General features: G+C 68.4%; 27 protein-coding genes and 2 pseudogenes. 13 read left to right on the top strand and 16 right to left on the bottom strand.

What is annotated here, in order from left to right; all coding sequences use genetic code 11:
* Positions 1–422 (top strand): LAETG motif-containing sortase-dependent surface protein (locus AQJ91_RS06305; protein ID WP_159054495.1); only part of this gene is annotated, 422 nt, incomplete at its 5' end.
* A 190-nt stretch (positions 423–612) separates the two neighbouring features.
* Here AQJ91_RS06305 and AQJ91_RS06300 read toward each other — a convergent pair.
* Complete coding sequence (locus tag AQJ91_RS06300) at positions 613–1,785, bottom strand: hypothetical protein (RefSeq protein WP_067017177.1); 1,173 nt, start codon at positions 1,783–1,785, stop codon at positions 613–615.
* Positions 1,786–2,086: 301 nt separating this feature from the next.
* Between AQJ91_RS06300 and AQJ91_RS06295 the strand changes: the two genes are divergently transcribed.
* Positions 2,087–2,812 carry a hypothetical protein gene (locus tag AQJ91_RS06295; RefSeq protein WP_067017175.1) on the top strand — a complete coding sequence of 242 codons (726 nt, stop codon included), beginning with the start codon at positions 2,087–2,089 and terminating at the stop codon, positions 2,810–2,812.
* 297 nt (positions 2,813–3,109) lie between these two features.
* Here AQJ91_RS06295 and AQJ91_RS06290 read toward each other — a convergent pair whose 3' ends face one another.
* A complete protein-coding gene (locus AQJ91_RS06290; protein ID WP_234381828.1) occupies positions 3,110–3,334 on the bottom strand; it encodes a hypothetical protein in 225 nt (74 codons plus the stop codon).
* A gap of 429 nt (positions 3,335–3,763) precedes the next feature.
* On the opposite strand from AQJ91_RS06290, the gene AQJ91_RS06285 reads away from it, so the two are divergent.
* Positions 3,764–4,498 (top strand): hypothetical protein, encoded by a 735-nt coding sequence (locus AQJ91_RS06285; RefSeq protein WP_067017173.1) that lies wholly within the window; start codon positions 3,764–3,766, stop codon positions 4,496–4,498.
* 151 nt (positions 4,499–4,649) lie between these two features.
* On the opposite strand, the gene AQJ91_RS06280 is transcribed toward AQJ91_RS06285, so the two are convergent.
* Both AQJ91_RS06280 and AQJ91_RS58130 read right to left on the bottom strand, forming a co-directional pair.
* Complete coding sequence (locus AQJ91_RS06280) at positions 4,650–5,111, bottom strand: hypothetical protein (protein ID WP_067017171.1); 462 nt, start codon at positions 5,109–5,111, stop codon at positions 4,650–4,652.
* A gap of 45 nt (positions 5,112–5,156) precedes the next feature.
* Positions 5,157–5,291 (bottom strand): annotated as a pseudogene (locus tag AQJ91_RS58130) (HNH endonuclease); the annotation flags it as partial.
* A 1,353-nt stretch (positions 5,292–6,644) separates the two neighbouring features.
* On the opposite strand from AQJ91_RS58130, the gene AQJ91_RS06275 reads away from it, so the two are divergent.
* From AQJ91_RS06275 to AQJ91_RS06260, 4 genes are all read left to right on the top strand, one after another.
* Positions 6,645–7,004, top strand: a complete 360-nt coding sequence (locus AQJ91_RS06275; protein ID WP_067017169.1) for an SPDY domain-containing protein — start codon at positions 6,645–6,647, stop codon at positions 7,002–7,004.
* Between the two features lie 102 nt (positions 7,005–7,106).
* The gene (locus AQJ91_RS06270) at positions 7,107–7,415 is read left to right on the top strand and encodes a hypothetical protein (RefSeq protein ID WP_407696826.1); all 309 of its coding nucleotides are present in this window, start codon (positions 7,107–7,109) and stop codon (positions 7,413–7,415) included.
* A gap of 78 nt (positions 7,416–7,493) precedes the next feature.
* Positions 7,494–8,180 carry an SPDY domain-containing protein gene (locus AQJ91_RS06265; protein ID WP_079084704.1) on the top strand — a complete coding sequence of 229 codons (687 nt, stop codon included), beginning with the start codon at positions 7,494–7,496 and terminating at the stop codon, positions 8,178–8,180.
* Positions 8,181–8,227: 47 nt separating this feature from the next.
* The gene (locus tag AQJ91_RS06260; protein WP_067017165.1) at positions 8,228–9,121 is read left to right on the top strand and encodes a hypothetical protein; all 894 of its coding nucleotides are present in this window, start codon (positions 8,228–8,230) and stop codon (positions 9,119–9,121) included.
* A 199-nt stretch (positions 9,122–9,320) separates the two neighbouring features.
* On the opposite strand, the gene AQJ91_RS06255 is transcribed toward AQJ91_RS06260, so the two are convergent.
* The 10 genes from AQJ91_RS06255 to AQJ91_RS51865 all read right to left on the bottom strand — a co-directional run bounded on the left by AQJ91_RS06255 (position 9,321) and on the right by AQJ91_RS51865 (position 18,155).
* Positions 9,321–9,623: an NUDIX domain-containing protein gene (locus AQJ91_RS06255; protein WP_234381827.1), complete on the bottom strand. Its 303-nt coding sequence runs from the start codon at positions 9,621–9,623 to the stop codon at positions 9,321–9,323.
* A gap of 292 nt (positions 9,624–9,915) precedes the next feature.
* Positions 9,916–10,605: a hypothetical protein gene (locus AQJ91_RS06250; protein ID WP_067017162.1), complete on the bottom strand. Its 690-nt coding sequence runs from the start codon at positions 10,603–10,605 to the stop codon at positions 9,916–9,918.
* 92 nt (positions 10,606–10,697) lie between these two features.
* A complete protein-coding gene (locus tag AQJ91_RS54340; RefSeq protein WP_067017160.1) occupies positions 10,698–11,144 on the bottom strand; it encodes a hypothetical protein in 447 nt (148 codons plus the stop codon).
* Positions 11,145–11,228: 84 nt separating this feature from the next.
* A complete protein-coding gene (locus AQJ91_RS06240) occupies positions 11,229–12,959 on the bottom strand; it encodes a relaxase/mobilization nuclease domain-containing protein (protein WP_067017158.1) in 1,731 nt (576 codons plus the stop codon).
* Positions 12,956–13,486 (bottom strand): plasmid mobilization protein, encoded by a 531-nt coding sequence (locus AQJ91_RS06235; protein WP_067017157.1) that lies wholly within the window; start codon positions 13,484–13,486, stop codon positions 12,956–12,958. The genes AQJ91_RS06240 and AQJ91_RS06235 overlap by 4 nt, the downstream gene beginning before the upstream one ends.
* A 461-nt stretch (positions 13,487–13,947) precedes the next feature.
* Complete coding sequence (locus AQJ91_RS06225; protein ID WP_067017153.1) at positions 13,948–14,139, bottom strand: hypothetical protein; 192 nt, start codon at positions 14,137–14,139, stop codon at positions 13,948–13,950.
* Positions 14,136–15,467, bottom strand: coding sequence for a DUF2637 domain-containing protein (locus tag AQJ91_RS06220; RefSeq protein WP_067017151.1), 1,332 nt, complete (start codon positions 15,465–15,467; stop codon positions 14,136–14,138). The genes AQJ91_RS06225 and AQJ91_RS06220 overlap by 4 nt, the downstream gene beginning before the upstream one ends.
* A gap of 95 nt (positions 15,468–15,562) precedes the next feature.
* The gene (locus tag AQJ91_RS06215) at positions 15,563–16,312 is read right to left on the bottom strand and encodes a WhiB family transcriptional regulator (RefSeq protein WP_324617973.1); all 750 of its coding nucleotides are present in this window, start codon (positions 16,310–16,312) and stop codon (positions 15,563–15,565) included.
* Positions 16,313–16,344: 32 nt separating this feature from the next.
* Positions 16,345–17,100: an ATP-binding protein gene (locus AQJ91_RS06210; protein ID WP_067017149.1), complete on the bottom strand. Its 756-nt coding sequence runs from the start codon at positions 17,098–17,100 to the stop codon at positions 16,345–16,347.
* Positions 17,097–18,155 (bottom strand): hypothetical protein, encoded by a 1,059-nt coding sequence (locus AQJ91_RS51865; RefSeq protein WP_199847860.1) that lies wholly within the window; start codon positions 18,153–18,155, stop codon positions 17,097–17,099. Before AQJ91_RS51865 ends, AQJ91_RS06210 begins: the two co-directional genes overlap by 4 nt.
* An 893-nt stretch (positions 18,156–19,048) precedes the next feature.
* On the opposite strand from AQJ91_RS51865, the gene AQJ91_RS06200 reads away from it, so the two are divergent.
* The 6 genes and pseudogenes from AQJ91_RS06200 to AQJ91_RS06175 all read left to right on the top strand — a co-directional run bounded on the left by AQJ91_RS06200 (position 19,049) and on the right by AQJ91_RS06175 (position 23,868).
* A complete protein-coding gene (locus AQJ91_RS06200; RefSeq protein ID WP_067017146.1) occupies positions 19,049–19,489 on the top strand; it encodes a helix-turn-helix domain-containing protein in 441 nt (146 codons plus the stop codon).
* Positions 19,490–19,849: 360 nt separating this feature from the next.
* Positions 19,850–20,320 carry a hypothetical protein gene (locus AQJ91_RS06195; RefSeq protein WP_199847859.1) on the top strand — a complete coding sequence of 157 codons (471 nt, stop codon included), beginning with the start codon at positions 19,850–19,852 and terminating at the stop codon, positions 20,318–20,320.
* Between the two features lie 12 nt (positions 20,321–20,332).
* Entirely contained in the window at positions 20,333–21,526 is a 1,194-nt protein-coding gene (locus AQJ91_RS06190; RefSeq protein WP_067017144.1) for an MAB_1171c family putative transporter, read from the top strand.
* The gene (locus tag AQJ91_RS06185) at positions 21,523–22,101 is read left to right on the top strand and encodes a hypothetical protein (protein ID WP_067017142.1); all 579 of its coding nucleotides are present in this window, start codon (positions 21,523–21,525) and stop codon (positions 22,099–22,101) included. Before AQJ91_RS06190 ends, AQJ91_RS06185 begins: the two co-directional genes overlap by 4 nt.
* Positions 22,102–22,265: 164 nt before the next feature.
* Positions 22,266–22,741, top strand: a pseudogene (locus AQJ91_RS48870) (L-threonylcarbamoyladenylate synthase); the annotation flags it as partial.
* A gap of 158 nt (positions 22,742–22,899) precedes the next feature.
* Positions 22,900–23,868 (top strand): hypothetical protein, encoded by a 969-nt coding sequence (locus tag AQJ91_RS06175; RefSeq protein ID WP_067017138.1) that lies wholly within the window; start codon positions 22,900–22,902, stop codon positions 23,866–23,868.
* Positions 23,869–24,346: 478 nt separating this feature from the next.
* Here the strand turns inward: AQJ91_RS06175 and AQJ91_RS06170 are convergent, their stop codons facing one another.
* Complete coding sequence (locus AQJ91_RS06170) at positions 24,347–24,964, bottom strand: class I SAM-dependent methyltransferase (RefSeq protein ID WP_234381826.1); 618 nt, start codon at positions 24,962–24,964, stop codon at positions 24,347–24,349.
* A gap of 38 nt (positions 24,965–25,002) precedes the next feature.
* Positions 25,003–26,493 carry a group II intron reverse transcriptase/maturase gene (gene ltrA, locus AQJ91_RS06165; RefSeq protein WP_234381825.1) on the bottom strand — a complete coding sequence of 497 codons (1,491 nt, stop codon included), beginning with the start codon at positions 26,491–26,493 and terminating at the stop codon, positions 25,003–25,005.
* Positions 26,494–26,562 lie beyond the last annotated feature (69 nt).

The raw sequence follows: 26,562 nt of genomic DNA, 5'->3' as shown, positions 1-26,562 counted from the left end.
AGGCACCCGCCGGATATGACCTCTACAAGCCCTCGAAGAACTTCAGCGCCAAGCCCGGCAGCCCGGTCACCGTGACCATCACCAACACCAAAGCCGTCGGCACGACGCCGAAGCCCAATCTCTCAGAGAAGCCGTCCGACGAGCCGAACCAGGACGAGCCGACGTCGGACAACCCGACTCAGGACGAGGCTGATACGGAGGGCAGCGCCTCCTCCCCGTCTGCCTCAGCGTCCGACGTTCAGGGCGCGCGCCAGGCCGCATCGAGCACCTCGGTGCCAGCTCCCAGAAGCACGCTCGCCCACACCGGCGCCGACGCCACCCCGTGGCTGCTCGGCAGTGCCGGCCTCCTGATCGCCGCGGGCGGCGGCGCGGTCCTGGCAGCACGCCGACGTCGTCCCGACGGCGACGTGTCCGAGGACTGACTGAACCTGACTCACGAGGTGAGGCCCCAGGGATCCGAGCCGCGGGCGGATTCCTGGGGCCTTCGCATGCCCTGATTTCGTACTCTGCGACACCTATGCTGGGCGGCCGAGGTGGGTGCGGTGACTTGGACTCCGATGGCGGTGGGTTCTCCCCTCCCGCGAGCAACAGCCGGACATGCCCTGCTGGTTGCTACAGGTCACGGCCTGCGCGCCACGCGGATCGGCGGGCGCGGTCCTTGTCGCGCAGGCATGTCGCCAGCCCAACGAACTCGTTCCTGGCCTCCTGGTGGTCGCGACCCTCCAGCAGGAGCTCGGTCAGGGATGCCACCGGCCAGACGACCAGTACGCCGTGTCGCGCGAAGTACACGGCGACGGTGCGGATGCGGAAGGTGTCGGCAGTGTCGAGCCACGCGCCGGCGAGCAGCTTCCAGATGCGGCGGCGTGCCCGGCTGGTAGCGACGTCGGCGGTGACCACGCTCGCGATCTCCAGCAGGGTCGCGCCGTCCGGGCCGTCGAGGACGAAGGTGTGATCGTCCCAGTGATCGAAGATCACCGGGCAGGTGATGCCCCAGGGCGTGCCGATGGGCGGATCACCGGCCAGGCGGCGCATCTGTTCCAGGGCACCCGAGGCGATCAGCCGCTGCGTGAGGGCCAGGGGATCGGCGATTACCTCGTCGTGCGCGCTACCGTGCAGTTCCTCGACGCTCGGAACATCCTCTCGGAACACTCGGAACAGCGGGTGCTCGATGCTGTTGTTGCGATAGGCGTACTGGAACGCGGCGAGGATCCAGCACAGTCGGGCCAGGCCCCGTTCCGACCCCGGACCGCCGAGCCGTCCGAGCGGGGCATGCGCGGCAAAGTAGTCGCGCATCCGGTTGAACAACTCGCCGAGCACCGGTTCGTCCGGCAGGCCGGGACGCGAGAAACCGCGGTGTCCCCCCTCTTTTGAGGTGAACACCATGCCAACCGTCGCTCCCGCGTCCCGTGCCGTCTTGAGGTCGATCCAGCCGCTCGGCGTCGGACGCATGTCCAGTGCCCGCTCGCGGCGGTCCTCAGGTAGACCGGCATGGGTGGGATAGCGCGCCGCCTGCGCATCTGCCCAGGAGCGCGAGACAAGCCCCGCGCCGGCCAGTCCCAGCAGTGCCGCATACGGTGGCGCGGGCTGGATCAGCGCGGCCAGGCGCAGCGTGAAGGCCCGGCCGGCCTGGCTCCAGTGATGTCTGTCGACCGCTCCCTCCGGGCGCGTGACGAAACGGTCCCGGACCTGAGCCGTCATCTGCCGGGCCGCCTCGGCCGACCCGGGCAGCCGCGCCTCGCACCAGTCACTCAACTCACCGTGGTACAGGTGCGAGACGACCGACATGCGGTGATTCTACGATCATCGGCCAGTGAGGCGGGAGATCGCCGATTGTCCGAACTGCCTTGCGGTATGCGTTGATTGGCGACCGTTTGGTGACCTAAACGAGCTGCCGCTCGTCGTCGGTTACGCCAGCAATGATGGCGTGTACGGTCAGGCAGTTCCCCGGCCATCGGCTGATCCCCAGTCACCCGTCCGGACGACGCGGGATGCGTGTCGCGGTCTACGGAGACATCTTCTGCACGTAAACCCGAGACACTGCGCACAACAGCGCCCACCTGGTGTCCGTGTTTCCCGAGGGGCCAGCATGCCCGAATCCGTTATCGACATTTCCCACCTGAGCCTGGTCGTGCACCAGCGCCCCGTAGCGAGTGCTTCAGCTGAGCTGGTTAAGTGCTGGTCCGGCGACATGGACGAGTTGAAGGAATGCATCCTGGAGCACTTTGCCCCTGGCGCCAGCTACTGCGAGGTGGGCAACGATCTCCATTCGGTCACGATGGGGAGTGCCGAAACCCGCCTAAGACCCAGACCAGGCGACGCCTCCTGGCACGCTGACCTCTTCCACGCCGGCTGGCACGACTTCCCCTACAAGGACGTGCCGGAGAACTACCGTCGACAGGTCGCCGCCTACGTCGACCGCAAGTACGAGCTACATGAAGGATGCGTACAAGAGTCCGACCTTCGCGAGGCTGCCGGAGAGGGTGGGGCACCGGCCGTCGAGCGCCTGGTCCGATATCACCGCGACGTGCTTGACCAGCAATATGCGGCCCTGGACACCCTCCTCAACGATCTAGTCACCCCAGAGGGGAGGCTGTCCGCTTGGGCGCGGGAACTCATGCACACCGAGGTCCAGGAGCACCACATGCGCAGGGAGTGGCTCGGCAGCGCCGTGATCGCCTACCTCTGCGGTGGCTCAGCGGGCCGGCGGCCGGACACCATCTTCGGCGGCATCCGGTACGACTTCCGTGCCGGCTCCGTGGAGCTGACGCGACCGGCTCCGGTCGAGCCCCGGGGCGGCGCTGCAGGGGGTTGAGCTCTCAGGCCCGGCGAGATCCCCGTACGACTCGTCGTTCAGGGGCGGCAGCGGCCGATGGTCCTTTACGGGGCACGACGCCGATGCAATGGAGCACTCGCCCGGAGAGATCACCGGCTGCCTTCTCGCCGCCGGCGCCCCAGGGCGAGGGTGCCGTACGGCTCGGCCCATCTCTGCCCGTCACGTTGACCGCACCGCCCGCTGGTACACGGACGTTGGTGTCGTCGTGCACGCGGAGGACCGGCTGCTGCCCGCCGTCGTCCAGCGTGAACACGCAGCGGGCGTCCAGCTTGATCGTTACGGCGCGTCCTCCGCGGGATGGCGGACGGCCTTCTTCACGTCCATCTCGACGGAGACCCGGTCCACGCCCTGCTCTTTCGCGTACTTCGTCACCTTGGCCTGAAAATCCGCGGCAGCGTCGAACCAGGGCTTCCACGTTTCTGCGCTGTAGGGCTCGTTCTTGACGGCGCCGTGAGCCTCCAGGGCAGGGCGCTCCGCGTTGATCAGGTCATCGAACGACATGGCGATCACGACGGAGCATCCTGTGTCCTGGCATTGCGCCGCCACTCAGTTCCGCGACGACGTCGAGACCCAGTGGCTTCCCGATGGAGGAGTCAAGCCGCGTAGGCTCCCGCTGCGCTGCTGCCCTTCATCTGGGCACAGCGCCCCCAGCGCGCCCCGCTGTCGCTGGGCCTCGCCTCGGGAAGCCGCGATGAGGCCCCAAGGCAACTCTGCGTGGTGTTCTGGCTCCTGCTACCCGGCCACGGAGTCCGGGCAAAAACCGATTGGCGGTCCACGGCGGTCGCTGCTACTTTCGCGGAGGCCGTGCGAGAGAACGAGGAGGTGGTACCCGTGAACGTATCGACATGGGTGCTCTCCTGCGGGGTCACGGTCGGGCGATAGGTCGTCCGGGAGCGCCGTTCAAGCGCACTCCCGTAAGGCACGACGACCATGGTCCTTCAGTTCACTTCGGAACAGCACCTCGACGACGGCGTCCTCGAACGCGAATTCACCCTCGGCGAGATCCCCGGCATCCTGTGGACGCCCGCATCCGCACCGGCGCCGCTGATCCTGCTCGGCCACCCCCCGCTCGGGCTGCTCAAGATGTATCCCCGACTGGTGGCGCGGGCCCGGCACGCCGCAGCGGATGGCTTCGCCGCGGCCACCATCGAGCTTCCCGGGAGCGGTGAGCGGCCCCGTTGGGCCGCCGCCGAGCACGCCCGCGCCGACCTGCGCCGGGCTATAGAAGCCGGCGAGCCGGTCAGCGACGAGATCATCGACGCCCTCATCCTCCCGCTCGTCGACAAGGCCGTCCCGGAATGGCAGGCCGCCCTTGACGCCCTCCTGTCGCTACCCGAGATCGGCGGCCCGGTCGGGTACTCGGGGGGAGTGATCTCCATCGGCGTTCGCCTTGTGGTGGTCGAGCCGCGCATCGTGGCCGCCGGCTTCTTCGCCGGGAGTTTCGTGCCTCGGGCCATGTTCGAGGAGGCCCGCCAGGTCACCATTCCGCTGCACGTCCTGCTGCAGTGGGACGACGAAGGGAACGACAGGCAGGCGGCCCTGGACCTGTTCGACGCCTTCGGCTCCAAGGAGAAGACGCTGCACGCCAACATGGGTGGGCACACCGGCGTCCCGCAGTTCGCGGGGGATACTGCGGCCCAGTTCTTCACCCGGCACCTGAAGTGAGGCCGGGCCGCCAGGCCATCAGCAGACAGTAAGTCATGTTGGCCAGGACGCCGCTTGTCGAGGGCAGGTCCCGGGCGCTCCTCTGCTCCTTCTCACCTTGCGCTGACGCAGGTCACTGGCGGAGCGTCGGGGTTGATCTCACCCTGCATGACTACGCCGCGCCGTCGTCGCCACAACCTTTGCCAAGGAGGTACTCCCTGATGAGCCGACCCAGAACATCCCCCTCGTGGGCGCGCTCGTTGAAGACGGCTCGTCGGAAGGCGTCGTGCTCCTCACGCTCCAGGAAGGCCACCATGTACTCAGCCTTCGGGTGCTGGTAGCCGCAGCACATCAAGCGCGTACAGACATTCCGTGACGTGCCGAGCCTCGGCGTGCGCCAGGGATAGTGCGGGTACCCCCGTAACTCCGCCTTGCAGCGCGCAAGGATCTCGGACAGTTCGCTTCTGTTCCGGTGCCGCTCACTCCCATAGTGCAGGCGGAACCACTCACGGCGATCCATGTCCGCTATCTCCCGCTGGACACGCTCCACACGCCTCGTGATGCCGGCGTAGACCGCGGGCGGCATAGCCCGCGTTGCAAAGCCCACCTTCGGATACCTGTGATGCAGGTCCATGTCCGCTACCCAGCGCCTGGCACTACGGCCCCTCTTCCAGCGATTGCAGTCATCGCAGGCCGGAACGAAATTCCACCAGATGTCCGCTCCCCCATCAGCGATGGGCTCTTCGTGGTCGATCGTCGTAGCAGGCGACCGGCCACAGTACGTGCAGAGTCCTCGCTGCGCCGTCAGGACCATGACCCATTGCCACGTCTTCTGCTTGCCCCGCTCTCCGCGACGGATTACATCCACCACGCGCCCTCCTCCTGATCAACCGCGAGGATCGTAAGAGGAGGCGCTGACATTCGGTGCAAGGGCGAACATCCTCCCTCCGCTTGTGAAGATTCCCGGTATGGAAGATTGCCTCGACTCTCGATCGCGCGCTGTACGCGCGTGGTGGCGCATCGAGTGCGCAATGTAAGGGTGCTTATGGCTGCATATAGGAGAAGGAGTGAAATTCAGGACTTCCCGGGAAGGTGGGCCTCCGGCTCGACGGCAAGGCATATCGTCGTCTCTGCGATGTCGGCCCGTCCGACGCGTGCAACTCCAAGTACCAGCACATGAGTTCGTGGTCATGCCACTCCCACTGGTGCATTGGAGGCACATATGAACGGCGGGGAGTCTCGCGACAAGGGGAAGGGACCAGCAAAGGTCTTGATCACCTTCCTGTCGGCGCTGGCCGGTCGAGCTGTTGCCGACTGGTTCAGCGACTGGAGGAGGCGCCATGGCCTGTAGCCGGTCCCTGGTCACCCTTCGCTGACCGCATGCGCGGCCAGTTGGGCGGGTCTCGCGAACCCGTCCTCGCGGGGTCACGCCTTGCCGGGCGTGATCCCGCTCTTTCGTCGGCGGCAAACTATGTACCCGACGCCGCTCATTCAATCGTGGGACATGCGTCAAGTTATAAGCGTCGCCACCTCAAGCACTGTAGCGCGCTCCCCGCACGCGCGGGGGTGGTCCGTGCTTCTTGCTGTTATTTCGAACCTGGGCAGGTCGCGGCTTGTGCGCCCTGCACGCGCGGGGGTGGGCCGAACCTCTCGCCCAGGGGCCTCAACGCGCGGTCGTAAACCCAATTAAGCAATGGAGGTCGCCTGGGCGGTCCGCATCCGGATCGTCTACGTCGCCGACTCAACTTCGCCGAGGTAGCGGTACCTGGACGGGCAGGGCGGCCAAGACGCTCTGCCTGCCTCGGGTCTGCTGACCTTTTCGCCCTCGGATCGCGTTGCGGCGACAGCCGTCCATGACCACGGTCAGCGGAACGGCCTTCCTCGCAGTCCCGTGCCGCCGCGGTTCGTACTCCGCTACCTCCGCCTTTACAAGATCATCGATCGGCGCGTCCGTCACTGCGGCGGTGCCAATCTCAGATCCGTGGCCGGTCGGCCAGCGAGTGGCCATTGGCCGTGGAATTCGGCTACGGGATTTGAGATCCCACAGGGTGGCAGCGGTCAACAGTTCGCCTGTGGCAGACAGGAAAGATCCCGGAATGACTGGCCAACGCTTCTGGGGCATGTCAACGTAGACGCCTTCCCGGAAAAACCCCAGGTCAGAGAGGTGATGCCTGTGGCCCTGGACGTGGCCCAGCCCGGATTCGCCGCCACTGTCGAGGCGCTGCGGCTGCACTCCTGGAAACTCGGTCCCGGCCAACCAATGCTGGTGATCGACCAGTTCACGGACGTCGATTTCAAGCTGGTCGTGGACGACCGCGCTGATGTCCATGTGAACAGCAAAGACGGCAGGTTCTACCTCGGCTGGTTCCCGACGGGCCGTCCCGGCACCGACGGTGAGGGCTGGGTGATCGCGGTCACGGGCACTGCGAAGACCCGCGGGTACCGGATGTCGTTCGACACCGAGACCCCGGCGGACATCGTCGCCGCCGCCGTGGCCCAGGTCCTGGCCACCGCCCAGCCGCAGTGAACGGCATTTTGGCCCGGTAGCCACACCATCGCGTCGTCACAACTGCCTGCCCCGCTTTGCCCGACGCCGGCCACCCCTGTCCGCTACCGAGAGGAGAAAGCTGTGAAAGACCCGCACCTGCCCGAGATGACCGTCGGCGACGTCATCGGCCTTCTGTCCGCCTGTGACCGTGACGCGCCAGCCCGGCTCGCCATCAACCCGCTCTTCCCCATGGCGCACCGCATCGGCGGAGTGATCGCCTCCCAGGACGAGAACGGCAACCCGCTGGTCTTCATCGCCGAGACCAACGACGCCGAACAGATCGGCCACCTGCCGCCGGACGTCGCCGTCGCGCTCACCTGGCACGAGCCGACCGAGGCCCCCTCACGACGCCGTCGCACGGCGACCTCGCCGCGCGACGGCGGCAGCTGAACCACCGACGACCGCACGGAGGCGCCCCTGCACCCGCACCACCCCCACGAACCCTCCCACCCGCACTCGCCGGACCCGGTGTACTGGGTCACCCCGCGCCATCTGGCCGGCGACGACGGCGCTCTCGCCGAGCGGATCGGCGACCTGCTGACCGGCATGGGCTGGCGCCTGTGGCCAACCTCCCGCCACACCCTGCTGTACGTGAGCCCGGACGAGCTGCGCGGCGCCGAGTGGATCCTCGCCAGCTACCCCTTCGAACTCGGCGGCCTGCCTGTGGCCTGGCAACTGTCCGCTCGCCCGCACTCCGACAGCGCCCTGACTGAGTGGAACGCCTACTTCACCACCGGCGTCCCCCACGAGGCACTCGCCGACCTCCTCATCGCGCTCGACACCCGCGATGTGCCCGACACGGGTTTCGGCGAGCCGGAGGCGGTCCTGGCCGCGCTCGTCGCTCAGGGCTGGATGAGGGACGTGGACCGCCCCACGACCACCGCCACGGACCCCGGCTTCGCCTCCAGCGTGTCGCTGGAGGAACTGCCCCCGCTCATCCAGGACGCCGACCCGCGCCCCGACCTGGTGGGCTGGCAGGCATGGGCGGAACCCGTCCTCGGCGCCCCGTATCTGTGGTGCACCAGCTTCAGCGCCAGCGTCCCGCACGACCTGGTTGCTGTCTTCGCCGCCTCGCTCGCCTCCCCGGTCCCGGTGCCGCGGCGCACCCTGCCGGACGTCGCGCAGGAGCGGCTCACCGTCGTCCGCCGCGACTGACGACACCGCTCGCCACCCACCCGATGTCTCATCCCCTGGAGGTCTGCTTGCCCCTGCCCTTGATCCGGCTGTCCATCTCTCCGACAAACGGGACCGCCCACCACGGCGTCATGGTCGGCACCGAGCCGCTGACCGTGTGCGCCACGCACGCGACCGACCTCGCGCTGATCGCGGAGAACACGGCACACTCGCTGTGCCAGAGCTGTACGCGTGCCTGGCTCATCCTCACCACGCACCCGCACCCCGGCGGCGAACCGGATCTCCGGCCCGCTGTCGGCACCGGGAAGAGTGCAACCGCTCACCGGCCGATCCCCGGCCATCTGCTGGGCTACTGCGGCAAGCCGCTTGACGCGCGCCCGACGTCGGCCCGTCGGGTATGCGCCAACTGTTCGTCGCTCGCGGCGGCCCTGGAACGCTTCCACCGCCTCGCGGGCGAGGTGAGCTTGCTCTTTGAGGGATCCTGCCCGCGCGACGAGGACGTGCTGTGGGCGCCCAACGGCCGCGGAAACCTCGTCACCGGGCACCGCCGTCATGCCGCCTCCGGCACCGCTTGGTGCGGCACGCTGCTGTCCGGGCCGAACCCCGACGCCAGCACCGAATGCGCCCCTTGCCGCCGTGCCTGGAGGAACGAGCGCGACCGGCGCAGCACGGTGTTGCCCCGCATGCGGTCACGCGCCCGCTGGTGGCACCAGCGCCGGAACGTGGAGACCTTCTCCGGCCGCGCCGCAGACCTCAACAACGGTGACGTCTATACGGTGTCGGGCTGCCCAGACCAGCACCACGTCCTGACCGTTACCCACCCAGCCCGGGGCCGACGGCTTGCCGCCCTCGTCTATCTCCCTGGTCAAGACGAGATCGTGGAGCTAGGAATCCACCACGACCGCCTGCTCGTCATCGAACGGCCGCAGCCGCCGGAGGCGGGCATGCCCCGGCTGTCCTGATCCTTACGGCGGCGCGGCACCGGCCTGCTCCGATAGCGCCTGTGCTGGCCAACCGCCAAGGCCCAGAACACCAGGGCCCGGTTCCCTCATCTTCGGCAAGGTGAGGGAACCGGGCCCTTTTCCCATGCGGTCGGGGAGCGCCGCGTGCTGCAGATGTCCACCGGGCGCCCGGACGGTGCCGGTGGTGGTGAGAGCAGTCTTACGGGCTTCGTGGCGGCAGGCGCCGTGCGAGTTGTTCGACGTAGTGTCGGACATGGGGAGGCATCGGATCGGGCAGGGCGTCGAGCGGGAACAGGCGAAGGTCCTGGCCCTCGCCGAGGAGGAGTTCGTCCGCGGCGCCGTCCCATGCCGCCACGAAGACGTGCGGAGGAGTCTTGCCCTTCTCGTACGCGGTGACTGCGGCCTCCTCGATCGCGTCCGGCACGACGCCGGTCTCCTCCAGCAGCTCACGCAGGATCGTCTCGAGCGGCGTCTCGTCCGCCTCCGCTCCGTCGCCGGGCATAGACTAGTGCCCAGGCCATCCGATGGCGGCCTTGTCGTCTCGCAACTACAGCACGACCTCACGGCGAGGCATGGTGACGAACGCGAAACACCCACGGGTCTTCGCCTGACGGTCCGCTACGCCGGTGACCTCTCTTCGTACGACAGATCCGGATGGCGCCGAGCCCGAGGCCGGGGCCGCATCACCGTTGTGACGGTGTGCAGTTGTCTGGGGACACTACGGTAGTAGCGGATGACGAATGCCCCGTCCTCCCCTGAGGCAGGGACGGACGGGGCAGGAGGGTTTGCCTGGGTCAGTGGGCCAGCGCCGTTCGTACGGCGGCTGCGAGGTGGGCGTCGACAAGGGCGGGCGATCCGGAGACGACCACCAGGATCGCGCCGGTGCGGATCGCCGTCTGCTTGACGACGCTTCGCTGTCCGCCGGCGCTGTAGTTGAGCACCTGGCTCCACTGCTCGTCACCGAGCCGGGGCGCACTGGTCTTCTGGGCCTGCATGTCGATGAGCGTGCTGCCCACTGACACCTGGTAGGTCGAGCACGACGTCATGGCGTTGAAGATCCGGGTCACGCCCGTGGACAGCTTTGCGGGGGTGTCGCTGTACAGCTCCTCGGACACCTCCGAGCCGCTGGAACCGGCGTAGGTGAAGGACACCTTCGCCGAGCGGGGAAAGTCGAGGCTGCTGCCGACTGCGGTCTGGCCGCCGAGCTTGGCCAGTGCCGGGCAGCCGATCACGGTGACGTCGTCGTGCCGAGCCGTAGTCTCCGGCCTACGGGTGTAGCCCTCGCCCAAGTCGCTCTCGTCAAGGAGTCGGTTGGCCAGCGCAGCCGAGGACATGGGCTTGGCCGCCGGGTTGTTGTGCTCCTTTGTGCCCGTCGCTGCGGTGGAGGACGTCGGGTTGGGGGCGGCGGCTGTGTTGTTGGAGCAGCCCGCCAGGGCGAGTACGGCGAGGCTGAGGCTGAGGACAGTCGTGGTGGGAAGGCGCACGTGGAAACCCCTAAGTGGCGCGGTGCGGACGGTCTGACCGGGCCGGTCCTCCAGTTGCCGGCGGATGCGAAGGGGTAGGGGTTTCGAGGGGCTTAGTGCCCGAGGTGGCGCAGGCCGTCCTCCAGGGTGGGGTGCCAGTGGTCGACGGGACCGCAGTTGCGGTTGAACCAGGCGGCGTCCAGACGCGGTTCCATCACCTGGTGGCCGGCGGTGCAGCGCAGCCACACCGAGTCGTCGTTCATGTTGAAGACGATCCAGTCCCGATACGTGCCGCACTGCGGGCAGGCGTGGACCTCGCCGTCGATGACGAGCGGGGGCATCCAGCGCATCATCACGCCCTCGACGTCGTGCCTCGACGGCGCCCGCAGGTCGGCCGGTGGGAAGTCCGGGACCACTGTCTCTCCGTTGTCCGCGGCCGGAGCCTTGGTCTGGATGGTGTCGGACGGCCAGGGCTCTTGGGCGTGTATCTGCCGCAGCGCGAGCGCCTCACGCTGGGCCTGGCGGAATTCCCGGTCGTCGCGGGCACGGCGTCGGAACATGCGGGTCTCCATCCCTGTGTCGTCTGGCGGGCACATGGAGAGTGCCCTAAGCGTCTGACCTGCCGCAACGTTGAAATTTCAGAATCACCTAGGCTTGCGTGGCCGGTCCGTCCGGCGAGTGGAAGCCTGCGCAGTACGCCCGCGGGTCTGGGCTGCTGCAGTGGCGCCGGGTTCGGGCATTGTCGAGGCGTCGGCCGGCAGGTCGGCCATGCGGCGCAGTCGCCAGACCAGTACGTCGCTGATCGAGCCTGCGGTGTCCAGCTCTCGCCGTTCGGCGGCCTCGGCCAGCAGCGCGGCCGGGTCGTGTCCGGCGCTCTCGGCGTCGGCGAGCGTGGCCGCGAGGGCGTACCAGCCGGCCTCGGCCAGGACCTGTTCGGCTAGTTCGGGCACCGCCTGGCGCAGGTAGGCGATCTGCTTGTGCCGCAGGGGCTGGGACAGGCGACGGCCCCGCTGGTAGAGCACGCCGATTGGCATGCCAGCAGCGGCCTGGTAGGCGGCGCGCAGGTGCTCGGCAGCCTCACGGGCGGCGGCGGCCTGCTGAGCGTGCTGCTTCTTCCCGTGCCAATGGGCGGCGGCGGTGACCAGGAAGAACGCCATGTCGATCAGCATCGCCGTGGTCGCCCCGTCCTCCCCCCGGCCGAGCGCGGGACCGCTGTAGACGAGGTCGCGGGCGGCCTGGCGCAGGGCACGGTCGTGCCCGCGCTCGGCCCGGATGTGGGAGCGGGTGGCCCGCTCGAACGCGAAGGCCGCCTCACGCAGTTGGGCACGGGTGTGAGCGGCGGAGGTCTTGGCGAGCGCGTCGAGGACCTCCCCGGCGGCGGCGATCTGCGCGGCCACCACCGCGTCGTCGCCCTGGTCGATGACCAGCAGCGCCTGCCATGCCGCCGTGGCCGCACTGCGCCGCGCCGTAGCCGGACCGTTTGGGACCGCGCCGGAGTCATGGTCCGACAGCGCCTCGCCGGCCGCGCGGGAGGTGTCGTTGCCGGACCAGCGTTGGCGGATGCGGGGCAGAGACAGGTCCGGGGCGAGCGTGGAGCCCGAATAGAACACGGGCTCCTTGTCCTTGTTGCGGTCATCGGGGAGGGCGACCTTGTAGCCGAGCAGGTCACCGGACGGTGCGACGCGCTTGTGGATCAGCACGCCGGCGGCGGCCAGCCTGTCGAAAAACTCCGCCTCGCTCGTGGCTCCGGCCACTGCCTGCCGCACAGTCTCGCGCAGCTCCTCGCGGGCGGGCCGTCCACGGCCCTCACGTTCGGCCTTGTGGCGCTCGGCGCTGGTAGGCCGCTTGGCGGCGGTCCCGTCTCCGGCGTTGAGGCACCGCAGCCCGTAGTCGGCCTCGATCTTGCGGGCCTCGGCCTGCGAGCGCTTGCCGTCGTAGCGCAGCCGCGCCTGGCGCCCGTCTTCGCGGACGATGGTGGCGATGATGTGGATGTGGTCGTCGGCGTGGCGGACGGCCGCCCAGCGGCAGCCCGCGCTGTCGCCGTCCGGGGCGATGCCGGTGGCCGAGACCATTCGCCGGGCGATCTCGCCCCACTGCTCGTCGCTGAGGATCGGGTCCTCCGGCGCGGCCCGCACGGACAGGTGCCACACGTGCTTGATGGGCCGGTCCTCTTTGGCCAGCATGTCGACGGGCTGGTCGAGGAGCCGCTGCAGGTCACCGTAGGTGGCGTTGGGGTCGCGTCCGGGGTCGGGGGCGAGATCGTCCCAGGCGGCGACGAGGTGGGGGTCGACGTGTTCCTCGTGGGTGCCCGGTCCGTACAGGTAGTAGAGCAGGCCGATGGTGCGCTTCCCGCGCGCGTGGACTCTGGGGATCATGCGGCTCGGGTCTGGTGGTCCAGCCGGTGCTGGGTGAAGGCGTCCACCCGCTTCGCGGCGCGATGCACGGCCTGGAGAACAGCTTCGGCGTGCGGTGCGTCCGCACCCGAATTCAGGGTCCTTGCCACCTGGTTGAGGTTGTTGCCGATCTGGGCGAGATGGCGGCGCAGGCTGAACAGCTCAGCGATCACTTCGCGTTCGCCGGCTACCTCGGCGGCGGTGCGGGTGAGGTCACGGGCGGCGCTGAGGGCGGCGTGGGCGAGGAAGCCGGACGGGGTCATGGCGCACGCCGCGGCGGCGTCAACGAGGGCTTGTTTCTCTTCGTTGTTGAAGCGGCTGGCGATCAGGTGCGTACGGCTGCTGGTGCTGGTCTTGCGCGGGCGGTTACGCGCGGGCGGCTGGTGCGGGGTGCTGTGCGCGCAGTGGGGGTTGTGACACGGGTGGGTCGGTTCCCCCCTCGGATGCGAGCCGCCCTCGGTCGCATCCGGACGGTCCAGTGCCCCCTGGCGCTGGACCTCTCCCGCCACCCCCGGGGCGGGAGACGCGACTGTATTACTCCCGACGGGAGTAATACAGTCGCAACAACTTGCTCGCGTCGAGGCCGAGTTGGTTTCGGGCTCACCTGGCGCTGGGGTGGGGTTTGTCGTCGGGTTCGTCATCGGGTTCGGTGCCTCGTGGTGCGCATCTGGTGCTGGATTTCGGCTACGAGTTCGACCATGGCGGCCGGCCCATCTAGGACGCGGACGGGCGATTCGGCACAGTGCTGGACGAGCCACTGGCCGGTCGGGGCCAACACGGCCGCGTGCACAAGCTGGTGGCGGACCAGGACGTCCGCCCAGGCGGCTGCCTCGGCGCCGGTCGGGAGGGACGTGCGGTGCTTGCGGGAGTGGATGGCGGGTTCTCCATGGCCGGGCGGCGGCCCGGCACAAGTCCGGACCACCGCGTCAGAGGGATGAATCAGGGGGTATGACCTGCGGCTATGCGGGTGTCAGCCGCATAGAGGGCAGCGCTCGTAGTGCCTGCTGAGCGCTCTGGCCATGCGGCTCTTGACACCGTGGACGGTTGTCGCGCTGACCTTCCCCGCCCGTGTGCCCTCGTGGACCCTGGCGTGGTTGCCCAGGTACGTGATGTCCCGCTCGTAGCCGCTCTTGATGCGGTCGAAGGATGCGCAAGTCTTCATCGGGTCTTCCTCGGTGTGCGGGGCAGGTGCGCGAGCGTGGGGTCGGCGTACAGGTGGGCCTGGAGCTCGCCGAACAGCTCGTTGCTGACTTTGATGTTGTGTTTGCGCAGGTGTGGCCGGATGGCCCTGCGGGTCATCCGCCCCTCTGCGAGGGCGGCCTTGCGGGCGACCTCGACCTTCACCTCCCACGGGACGTCGTCGTCCTGGTCCGCCGGGGCGGTCTGCACCGCAGGCGGGGCACCGTGCGGGCGCGTGGTCCGCGCACCTTGCAGACCACCGGAGGAGTCGTCCTCGTCTTGGTCCGCAGGTTGGTCAGCGTGGTCCTGGGCAGGGCTGGTCCGCTGGTCCGGCGCCTCACCGTCGTGGTCCGCGGGAGCGGATTGTGTCGACTGGCCCGTGGTGCGCAGAGTGAGGTCCGTGTCCTGCGGGTGGTCCTGGGCCTGCATCTGGTCTGCAGGTGAGCCGTGGTCCGTGCCCTCCCGATCGGCCTCATCGACCGGTCCGCCGACGTGGTCTGCGCGCTCGTGGTCCGCGGGCCGCTTCGGCTCGGCAGCTGCGTGACCTGCGGTGTTGCTGGTCCGCTCCTCGCGGACTGTCTCCTGCAGACCGGGACCAGTGGCCTGGTCCGCAGGTTGGCCCGCGTGGTCCGGGGCGGCGCTGGTCCGCTGGTCCGGAGCCTCAGCGTCGTGGTCCGCGGGATCGGAGCCCGTCGGCTGGTCCGTGGTCCGCAGACGAACCTGCCCACCTGCCTGGTCCCCGGCATGGCCTTGGACCGTGTGCTCCGGACCAGACTGGTGCGCTGGTCCGCCAGTGCTGTCAGCAGGAGGCCGGTGGTCCGCGCTGGCCCGCGCGAGGGGCACGGCTTCGTCGTTGCCGGGGGTACGAGGTGTGCCGGGGCCGGTCTTGGCTGACGCAGTGGTCTGGGCTGGAATCAGGGTCCGGTCCGCGTTGACCGTGGCGCCGAGATGGACGGCCAGTGCGGCGGCCAGTGGTGGCACGGCCGACACGGCGATCACCAGGTAGGGGCTGGTTTTGAGGTGCCCGGTCGACACCAGGTGGCCGACCGCGTTGAGGATGACGGACACCGCGACGGTCGTAAGCGTCAGCACCTGGCCGAGCTTTCGGCCGACGCCTGCCGCGATCCAGGCAAGGCCGGCGACGAGTGCCAGGGCATCGACGCTCACGGGGAGCGACCAGGCCAGCACGGCGCCCCAGCCCACGGCGCGTCCAAGGGCGGCAAGGGTGTCGGCGCTGGCAGCCATGGCAACGACGGTGACCAGGGTGGCGCCGACGACGATCAGGATGCGCTGGGTCTTGGTGGTGCCCACCTGCTGGACTCTTTCGTCGGGGTGGTTGCGATCGTGAGGCGCTTCTTCGCTCCGTCCGGCAGCGGCTGCGGCGGGAGGTGCAGCGGTGGGGTGGGTCATGCAGCCTTTCCGAGCGCGGTGATCAGGGCGGTGGTGTGGACCTGGCGGGGCACGGGCGAGGTGGTCACCTCGGACTCGTCGCCGTCCTCCCCTTCGTCCTCGGGGTGCTCCTCGCCGGTGGCGTCGGTCTCCTCGTCGTACAGGCCCCAGTAGCGGTCGCGATCCGTGACGTCGTGAGCGGCCTGCCGCATCAGGTCCTTGGCCCACTCGAGTTCGAGCTGGAGCGCGTAGGCGAGGCGCTCGACCGTCCAACCGCGGGCGTAGGCGTGCCGGACCACTGCTTCGCGCTCGGCTTCGCTGAGGTGCACGTCACGCCCCTGGAAGGCGGCCAGCACCCGGCTGTAGTCCAGGCGCTTGCTGACCCTGGCGTGCCAGGGGCGGCGTTCGGCCTCGGTCAGCCCGCCCCACATGCCGTGGCGGATCTCGTTGTCGAGGGCGTAGTTGAAGCAGTCCTTCTTGACCGGGCACCGGGCGCAGATGGACTTGGCCTCGGCGATGGCCGCGTGGCTGCGGGGAGCGTGGAAGAACAGCTCATCGGCGTCCTCGGCAGGCATGCCGTAGCACAGGCCCCGGGCGTGCCAGCTGTGGTCGGCGATCCCGCGCAGCGTCGGGCGCGCGGTGTCGTTCGTGGTGATGGTGCGCAAGGAAGTCTCCGGGTACGCCTCGGTGGGGCACGCGGTGCCGACGGTGGGCGGATACGCCGCGGCGCGGTGATGAGGCGGGGTGAGGGCGCGGCGGTGCCGCACCGGAGGTGGCGTCTGGGGGAGGGGGCAGGGCTTCAGCGGCGTAGGAAGCGGCGGTCCGGGCCGGTGAAGTGGACCGGCGTGCACATGCCAGACAGGCGGGACAGGACGCGGTCGCCGATCTTGTCGCGGAGGACCGGCTGCTGAGGGGGCACGCTGCGGTCGCGTACGGGCGGCAGGTTCGTGGTGAAGATCGTCGGCAGGCGGTTCTGGCAGCGCCAGTTCACCAGCCGGAAGGTGATCTCCTCCGTCCACTCCGAGCCCTTGGCGGCGCCGAGGTCATCGAGCAGCAGCAGCGGCACCCGCACGATCCGGCGCAGCATGTGCTCCGGGTCCACACCGGCCCGCGGGCGCATGTCGGCGTACAGGTCGGCGGCGGTGGTCGCGTGCCAGCTCACGCCACACCCGGCGGCGGTCAGGGCACGGATCGCCCCGTACGCCTGGTGGGTCTTGCCGGCCCCGGTGTCGCCCCACAGCAGCAGCGACGGTCCGTGCGCGATCCGCCGGCGCCCGGCCGTGCCGAAGTGCGGGTTGAGCCCGCCGGCGTTCGGCTCGACGGCTGCCTCGGTGATGGTGCGCACCCAGGCGGCGACGTCGGGGTGCTCGACCACGGCGTCGCGGTAGTCGACCGGGATGCGCTCCTGGGCGGCTTCCAGGGCCGGGATCGGCTCCGGGGTGTCCGGCAGCGGCGCGGTCGGGTCGATGCCGCGCTCGGCCAGCTTCGCCTCCAGGCGGGCACGGAGCCGCTCCCCGATGGCGGGCTGCGGGTCGGCGAAGTGCGCGCGGGTCACAGGCGGCCTCCGAACGTCGTCGGCTCGGTCGGGTTGAGGTACGGCGTGTAGCGGGACGTGCTGGTGCTGGCCCAGGGCCCCGCGCCGGAGGCGGACGACGGCACCGAGGCAGCCTGCGGGGCAGCGTTGACGACCTCGTTCACCAGGCTCGGCAGCACGCTCGGGTGCAGCCCCTTGGCCCGCAGCCGCTCCAGGGCTACGCGGATGTCCTGCGGCTCGAAGCGCTCGTCCAGCAGGACCTTGACCTTGCGCCCCAGCAGCCCGAGGAAGTCCTCCGGCGGTCGGCGCGAGCAGTCCCGGATGTACTCGGCCACCAGTTCCTTGGCGGAGACCGATCCGGAGGCGGCGTCGGGTGCGGGCGCCTCGCGCCCCGTAAGGAAAGATCCAGGATCCAAGATCCTAGATCCAGAGCGGGAGCCCTCCGGTACTCCTCCCGTAGTCCTCCCGGAGTCCTCCGGGCATGCCGCCCGACCTGCAGTTTTCCCGGACGGTGCCGCAGCAGGGGCAGCGCGCCCGTCGGGAGGCCCAGACGCAGACTCGCCGGCGGCGGCGGTGGACTCGGCAGGGGCGGTGACGGCGGGAACGGGGCCGTGCACCGCTCCCTGCGGGCTCCCGTAGTCCTCCCGGAGGGTTCCGGGAGACGTCACGGAAACCTCCGTGCGCGCCCTTGGGCAATCACTGGTCTGGCACTTGCCGCACAGCTGATTCCCCTGGTGACCGGGGCAGCGCGGCACACGGGATGCCGTGGGCTTGTTGATCTTCTGGTGCTGCTCCCACGTCACGACGTGCAGCCACGTACGCCCGTCACAGCCGGTATAGCGGCAGATCAGCCCTGCGGCGGCCAGTTCCTCCAGGTCCTGGGCGACGTGGGCGGCCGTGTGCTCCGGTCGCAGAGCCCACAGCCGACCGGCGATGATCGCCGGGTGGTCGCGGTGACGGCCGGAGTCATCGGCCTGCGTCAGCAGCCCGATGAAGGTGAGCATGGCGGTCACCGAGCACTCGGCCAGCGACTCCGACTCGAACATCTCGGGCTTGACGGTGCGGATGCGTGCCATCAGGCATCACCCCCGCACCGGCGTACCGACGGGCGGTCCGGCGCCGGCGCTCGGCGAATAGGGACCGAAGGGGCACAGGCTGCCGCGCAGGCCGGGGTCTTCGGCCTTTCACGCAGGGCAGTCGGCATGCGAAACTCTCCCTCGAAGCAGGATCCGTTCCGGTGCTGGTGGAAAGGGACCAGAACGGATTCGTTGGGTGATCTCCGCGCCCTTCCCGGGGCGCGGGTGTCCTACAGCCGTTCGGCGTCTGGGAGTTCCCGCTCTCAGGCGCCGTCGGCGTTCACCGGGCCGTGACCCGCTCTAGCGGGTGGTGCGCGCCTCACAGGCGCCTCCCTTCGCATGGGTCGCCGGGCGGATGCCCGGCGGGGGACCAGAAACATACGTGTGGCCTGCCACGACATCCAGACTTAGCTCTTGAATCCTCTACAACTTGTCGTGAGGCGGCCTGAGCCGATACCCGGCCAGGGGCGGGCGATGGGGCAGCCATGTGAAGCCAGCCTGGGTGACGGAGGCACGTGGCTGGTCGGATCGCGGCGTGCAGCAAGAACTCCGCCACGTACCTCTTGGGCCCCACAGAGCCAAGGCACATGCGTGCCGGCTAGGTCGTCTACACGCCGGCTCGTGGCCGTGAGGTGGTCCGCGCGACCTGTCGGCCGTGACCGGGCGCTGCGGGTAAGCCCTTGAGCGGCACTATCCGCACGGCGTCCCCTTCCCCGTCCATCAGAACTCTGGAGGCCGCGGCCCCCTCATTCGCCCCAGTCGATGCGTCTGCGACGACAATAGACCAGCAAAGATGGATCACGTCAACTGGCAAGAATGGAATCATCGCGCCCGTCGGTGTATCGTTCACGCCAGTCGAAGATCCCCTGTGAGTCACCGAAGGATGGGCCTGTATGAGCGAAGGAGCGCCGGCGGAGCAGCGCACCCTCGCGGAGAAGCTCGACCACCTCTTCAAGACGATCCACCCGAAGAACCGCGGTGAGTACACCTACGAAGAGGTGGCACAGGCCATCCAGGAGGCGGGGGGGCCTACCATCTCGGCGAGTTACATCTGGACCCTTCGGAAGGGCAAGAAGGACAACCCGACCATGAAGCACCTGGAGGCCCTCGCCGGCTTCTTCGGCGTCGCCCCCGCCTACTTCTTCAACGACGAGTCCTCCGAGCGGATTGCTGCTCAGCTGGAACTGATCGAGACCATGCGGGACAACGATGTGGTCGAGGTCGCCACCAGGGCCTCCGGCCTGTCGGTGGCGACACTCAAGACGATCAAGGGATTTATTGAGCGGGCCCGCGAGCTCGAGGGGCTAGCCGACGGCGAGGCGTCCAGTCAGTAAAGGCGGGTCGACGTCCAGGTGTAGAGGTGCGACCGGCGGAAATTGTGACGCACATCACTCTGCGGGTCGGTGCATGGAATTTGAGTGCGGTGCCCGCGCCAATCGCCGCGCGATTCAGCCTTGATCAAGTAATAGCGCATCAGACTCACTTATCGCTCACTGTGGCGGTGAGTGTAAGTTGAGCATGCTCCTGGCATATTCGATTGAAGGTTGTCGTATCGTTCCTGTGCCGGAACGTTGGATTCCGGTGCCGCCTCTGTCGCGGACGGGTACAGCGCCACCTGCGGAGTCGAGTTGCCGTTGCGTAGTCGAAGACAGCAGCCGGGCGACGGACGCCGAGACCGCCCGGATATCGGGGACGTGCTTTCCTCGATCGACATCCCAGACCCGTTCGACGTCCAGATCTTCTGCGACCGGATCGCGGCGCAGCGAGGCCGGCCGCTCCATCTGCACAGCGTCCCCGGCATCTCCGGCACCGACGCCCCATGCGGGGTATGGATCGCCACCGAGAAGGCCGACCACATCTTCCACGAGGCGGCGACAAGCCCGCTGCACCAGGACCACATCATCCTGCACGAAATCGGTCACATGCTCCTGGGCCACCGCTCGATCCTCGACGGCGTCCAGACAGACAGCGGCGGCTTGTTCCCGGACATCGACCCCGCCACTGTGGTCAGTCTCCTCACCAGGGCCAGCTACGGCACCGAGGACGAACGGGACGCCGAGCGTCTCGCAGGGCTGATCGCCGGCAAAGCCGCCGCCTCCCGCACCAGCAAGACGCCGCGCAGCAGTGTCCTGCGGCGCCTGGGCGACGCGCTCAGCGACTCATAAGAGCGCCCGGGAATGATCGACATACTTCCTGCGGTCCTGTTGTGGCTGGTCACCGCCTGGCGCACCCCGGCCGCATGGCGCGACTCCAGCAAACGGGCCCTGTGGACCGCCTTCCTCGCCCTCGCCGTCGCCATCACGCTCAGAGTGCCCTCCATCGCCGCACCCATAGACGCCGCACTCGGGATCAACAACCTGAGCGCCCTGGGCAAGCACCTCGGCTGCATCGTTGCCGCGCATGCGGTGCTGACCTTCGTCCATGACATGGCCCAAGAGAAGGCAGCCGGGCTGAAATCCTCCCGCCTGCACCTCGTTATCCCGACCACCGCAGCGGCCATCATCACGGTGCTGTTCTTCGCCACTCCTCAGCCGCACGAAGCGGTCGACCTGCTGACCGACTACGCCGCCGATTGGCGCATCGCCACCTACGGAGCCGTTTGGACGGCATACCTCGGGGCGGCACTGTTCAGCGCCTCCCGGCTGTGCTGGCGCTGGGGACGACAGCCAGATGCCGGCCTCCTCGGCCGCGGCCTGCGTCTCACCGGCATGGGCACCACCATCGGCATCGTCTACGCCGCGCACCGCGTTGCCACCGTGATCCTGGCATTTCTGGGACAGAGCCCTGTTCCGGCCAGCACGAGCGAGACGATCAGCGGTCTTCTGCTCTTCAGCGCGCTGCTCTTCATCATGACCGGCAGCACGCTGCCCGCATCCGGACGCCTGCGCCGCTGGAGCCGCGAATACCGCGACCTGCTGCAGCTTTACCCGCTCTGGCTCAGTCTCACGGAGGCCGTCCCCTCCGTCCGCCTCGACCCGCCACGGCGCAGAACCTCCGAGATGCTCCACCCCCGTCACGTTCACGACCGGCTCTATCGCCGCACCATCGAGATCCGAGACGCCGTCCTGACCCTCAGCGACCACGCCCCCGGCAGCCTGCGCGACCAGGCACGCGCCCACGTCGCTGCCTCTGGCCTCATCGGAGCCCAGGCCGACATCGCCTCCGAAGCCTGCTGGATCATCGGCGCCCAACAAGCCCGGCAGCACAACGAGCCCTCGTCCGGCGAGGCCCTCCCGCCCGCCAGCGGCGGCCGAGATCTGCCCAGCGAGATCCACGCGCTCAAGCAACTAGCCAGGGCCTACGACTCCGACCTCACCCGCACCTTCGCTACCAAGCTCGACCACGCCCGAACGCTGGAGACGACACAGTGACCGAGTCCCGCACAGCCCGCCTCATCACCGACACCCTCGCGCCGGCCAACCTCGTCATCGCGATACTGCTGATCATCGGCTGGCACAGCACGAGCAGCGTCACAGGGCTCGGCTGGGGCATGCTGGCCGCCCTGTTCTGCGGCGGTATCCCGTTCGCCGTCATCATGCTCGGCGTCAAGCGCGGCCACTGGACCGACAAGCACGTACGAGTCCGCGAACAGCGCGCCGTGCCCCTCCTCGCCACGATGGCGTCAGTACTGATCGGCATCTCGCTGCTCGTCGTTCTCCAGGCGCCCCGCGAGGTGTTCGCCCTGGTCGTCGCCATGCTCGTCGGTCTCATCACAACCATGATGGTGACCGTCTGGTGGAAGGTCTCGGTCCACACTGCCGTTGCCGGCGGAGTGGTCGTGATCCTGCTCCTCGCCTATGGCGCCAGCATGGCACCGCTGGTACTCGGCATCGCGGCAATCGGCTGGTCCCGCGTCGCGCTCCGCGACCACACTGCCGCCCAGACGGTGGTCGGCGCCCTGCTCGGAGGGCTGGCCGCCGCTGTCGTATTCAGCGCGATGCGCTGACGGGAATCGGCAGTACCGCGTTGCCCGGCCAGTCCTGATGGTGGCGCCCGGTCGCTCACCGCCAACGGTGGCCAGATGCCCGCCTGCCGACCCAAGCCGAGACGTCCTGACTCACGCGGTGCCGTCGGTCGTGGCAGAGCAGGACAGCGGGAGGCTTGCGAGGGGTGATCGCATCAACCAGTGACATCGAGAAGGCGGCTGGAGGTCCTGCACGCTGGGTGCCTCGTGGCCCTCCCGACCGAAACCGTCTACGGTCTGGGCGCCACTGCCGAACATCCCGCCGCCGTCGCGCGCCTCTTCCAGGTCAAGGGGCGCCCGCCCCCCCACCCGCTGATCGTCCATATCGGTGGCGCGGAACACTGGAGGACCGGGTCGAGAAGGTGCCTGCGACGGCGCGTCTGCTGGCCGAACACTATGGCCGGGGCCCCATCACGCTGGTCTTGCGGCGCGGCCGACGAGTGCCCCTCGAAGCCACTGGTGGACTGGAGACGGTGCCCGTGCGCGTGCCCGATCACCCTGTGGCACTCGCGCTGCTGTCGGCCTTCGGCGGCGGCGTGGCGGCCCGTCCGTCAACCGCTTCGGCTCGGTCAGCCCCACAACCGCTGACCACGTCCGGGCGGAGCTCGGTGATGCCGTCGACTCGGCCCCACCCGCTGTTCCGGCTGCGCCTCGAACCGCGCACGGTGTGTTCCGCTGTCGGCCGAGGGCTCCCGGGCGGCTCTCGCGCCGGGCCGTCATCATGGGTACAACTCACAACGATGGAACGATAATTGCCAGTTCACGGGGAGGCCGCCGAGCATGAAGCGTCCGAAGATCGACCATGCGGCGGCCACCCTTGAACTGCGGGCCTCGGGCCTGGAGCCGGTAGAGCCATATCCCGGAGTGACCTCCAAGCCATTCGCCGTCCGCTGCATCCAGCCGAAGTGCAAGGGACACGTCGAGCCCTTTCCCGCATACCTCAGTGTGGTCCGGTCACTGGCCAAGAAGGGCCGGGTTGGCTGCGTCCACTGCAACAAGCGACACCGGGCCAACCAGCGCCGAACAGACATGATCCGGCTCGGGAACATGCTGCCCATGGTGGAGATACCAGACGTCAAGACAGCGGTCCGGTCCTGGTGCTTGCGCTGTTGGAGGATCTGCGAGCCCGGACCTCGGCTCGACAACATCAAGAACGGCAAACAGGGCGGCTGTGAGCACTGCGGAGGAAAGCGGCGCCTGTCGGACGACGTGGCCCGCCAGCGAGCACGGGAGTGGGGCTACTCCCCGGATCCGGACATCCCTTACACCAACGACGCCACGAAGTGGCCGGGCCGCTGTCTGGCGAAAGGCCACTACTGCGAGCCAGTTCTCAACTCCCAAAAGCGGCAAGGCCCTTGCGAGTCATGCGCCGATCACGGCTTCAAGCCCCACCTCCCGGCGATCCTCTACCTGGTCGTCAAACCCGACCTGGTTGCAGCCAAGATCGGTATCTGCGAGGACAGCCCGAAGAACAGGCGACTGTACGAGCACGCCCTCAACGGCTGGATCACGATCGAGACGATGCGGTTCGCAGTCGGTGCCGATGCCCGCAGGGTCGAGACTGCACTCGTCCAGTCGTGGCGTGCCCGCAACCTTCAGCCCGTTCTGGACAACGGCTACGGGTATGAGGGCTACACCGAGACCGTTTCCCTCAACGCGACTCAGGTCAGCGAGATCTGGCCAGCGGTCGTGGGGATCGCCGAACGGGTGCTCGCCACGCCGCACGTTCCCCTCGGGCCGGCTCGCTGACCGTGCCTGCCCAGCGGCTCACCTGGCCGGCGGGCAGGCCGCAATGTCGGCGGCGTACGCCATCCAGTCCCACTACTTGCCTGTTGCCGCGACCGACTGCTGAATGCCCAGCATGCGGGCCAGGATCGCGGCCGGATCTTCGCAGGCAAGGTTGAGGCCCGGCTGTCGGCCGTAGCGGGCGGTGGCGCGCTGGTGCTGGGAAGGGAGACCTCGACGGCGTCGACCAGTGCGCCGTGCTCGCGCGCGAGGTATGAGGCGTACATGCCGAGCCCGGAACCCAGGTCGAGTTGACGGCGGCCAGCGATGTCGCCGAGGACCTTGGCGCCGGACCCAGTTGGCCAGAACCCCCAGGTCAGGCGGTCGGGGTCTGGAACGTCGGTTCCTCTTTGGATGTGGTGCGTTCCGTACGCCTTCCAGGCAGCCAGGTTGGTCTGCTCGCTCATCAAGCGGCCTTCTCCGATGGTCGAGAAGTGTGGAATCAGGGGCGCAGGGCGAAGCAGGCCAACCGGTCGAGGTCCACGGTTTTCACGGTGGACCAACGCCAGGTGAGGAGTTCGACGTCGTGTGCGGTGATGCCCAGGCTCTTGAGGGGGTCGTCATCGGTGCGTCGGTCGGCAAGTTCGGTGACCACCCAGAAGGTCCCGCCGGGGGCGAGGACCTGACGGACCCGGTCCAGGAAGGCGCCCTTGTCGGTGATGAACCGGTATACCAGGCGGCAGGTGACCACCGCGTAGGCCGGATCGGGCAGTTGGTTCAGGTTGTCGGTGGCGAAGTCCATGACCTGGAAGTGGACGTTATCGTCCGTGCTCGCGGCGATGGCGGCGGCGCTGGGTGCGCAGTCGATGCCGGTGGCCCGGTAGCCGAGGTGGTGGTGCAGGTGGCGGGCGAGGGCGCCGTCGCCGCATCCCACATCGAGCGATGGCCGAGCGCGGCCGGGACCGAGATGTTTGGCGAGGAGTTGGGTCTCCTGGTCGTTGATCTGCCGGTAGCGGCGGCCGGAGGCCCAGTGAAGTCGGTCCGGGGCGCGGTACCGGTCTTTCGACCGGCCCGTTTCCCCGGACCGCTTCCCGCACCCGGCGTGCCTGTTACCAGGCACCGGGCGCTCCACAGGTCCCGTCGGAGCAAGCTGCTTCCTCATCCTGTCGCCGCCCACGGGGTAGGGATCGCCGAGCCCCTGTATCGGTATCGCGTAGTGCGCACCTTTCCAGGATCGAACAGCGTCCGATCTTCCGTGTGCGGCCACCAGCCGCCGTCGCAGTACTGACGGCGGAGGTCCTTCCAATTGGTCCGGCGGTGCTTCCTGCGCAACCACTTGATTACCTGACGCCACGCGAAGTAGCGCAGGTAATGGAAGGTCGCGCTGGACACGCCGGGCCGGAAGTACAGGCACCAGCCCCGCATGACCGGGTTCAACCTGGTCAGCAGGGCGTCGAGTGGCTGGCCCGTGTCCATTTCTCGGCAGATCGTCTTCACCTTGGCCGTGACGGCCTTTACCGCCTTGCGGGCGGGATAGGTGTAGACGTATTGCCGGTCTGTGCCCCGCTTGCGATGGCGCTGGATGTGCCACCCCAAGAAATCGAGGCCCTCGTCGATGTGCGTGATCAACGTCTTCTCCGGAGACAGCCGAAGGCCCATGGTGCTCAGGACGTCGGCCGCCTCCTCCCTGAGATGCTCGGCGTCGGCGCGGGTTCCCGAGATCACCAGGCACCAGTCGTCCGCGTAGCGGATAAGCCTGTAGTTCGGCAGCCCTTGCGCTTTCCGCTTCGCACGGGTCCACGGCGTCGTGGCGGGCCCGCCCGGTGCCTGGGCAATGTGCTCGTCCAGCACCGAGAGGGCCACGTTACTCAGCAGCGGAGAAAGAATCGACCCTTGAGGAGTCCCGGTGTTGGTTTCCCGCAGCAGTCCATCCTCGCTGAGGATTCCTGCTTTGAGGAATGCCTTTACCAAGGCCAGGACGCGTCTGTCTCCGATCCGGCCCCGGACCCGCTCCATGAGGGCGGGGTGCGAGATCTCGTCGAAGCAGGCTTTGATGTCTCCCTCAACGACCCACTCATAGGAATGGGACGCGAGTTGGCGCACCTCGGCAACTGCGTCATGGGCTCGGCGATTCGGACGGAACCCGTACGAACACGGGAGGAAATCCGCCTCGAAAATCGGCTCCAACACCAGCTTCATCGACGCCTGCACTACCCGGTCGGTCACGGTGCTGATTCCAAGGCGACGCAGTTTCCCGCCCGCCTTGGGGATCAACCGTTCCCTTGTCGGGAGCGGACGGAAGGTTCGGTCCTTCAGCGAAGTGCGAACCCTGTCGAGGAACACCTCGACTCCCGTCTCCCGCACGATGGCAGAGGCAGTATGCCCGTCCACCCCGGCGGTCTTGGCGCCCTTGTTCTCCCGCACTCGACCCCATGCGACCATCAGGAACGCGGGGTCTGCGACGAGATTGAACAGATCATCGAACCTGCGATGAGGGTCATCACCGGCCCAACGGTGCAGCTTGGCCTGGATCTCTAGTACCCGGCGTTCCGCCTTGGCTAAGACGTACTCCAGCTCGTCGGTATTCACCAACGACACCTCCTGGTATTCCAGTTCTTCGGCTGTTGACTTGCTGGCCCCCTTCGCCATGTACGTGCCTTTCGCACGCTCGGACTACTACGGGGCCTCCGTCCCATCTCTCGGCCTGCAGTCGGCAAC

Origin of the sequence: Streptomyces dysideae, from assembly GCF_001514305.1 — a bacterium.
Classification (GTDB): domain Bacteria; phylum Actinomycetota; class Actinomycetes; order Streptomycetales; family Streptomycetaceae; genus Streptomyces; species Streptomyces dysideae.
This window is presented reverse-complemented; position numbering and strand designations above follow the sequence as displayed.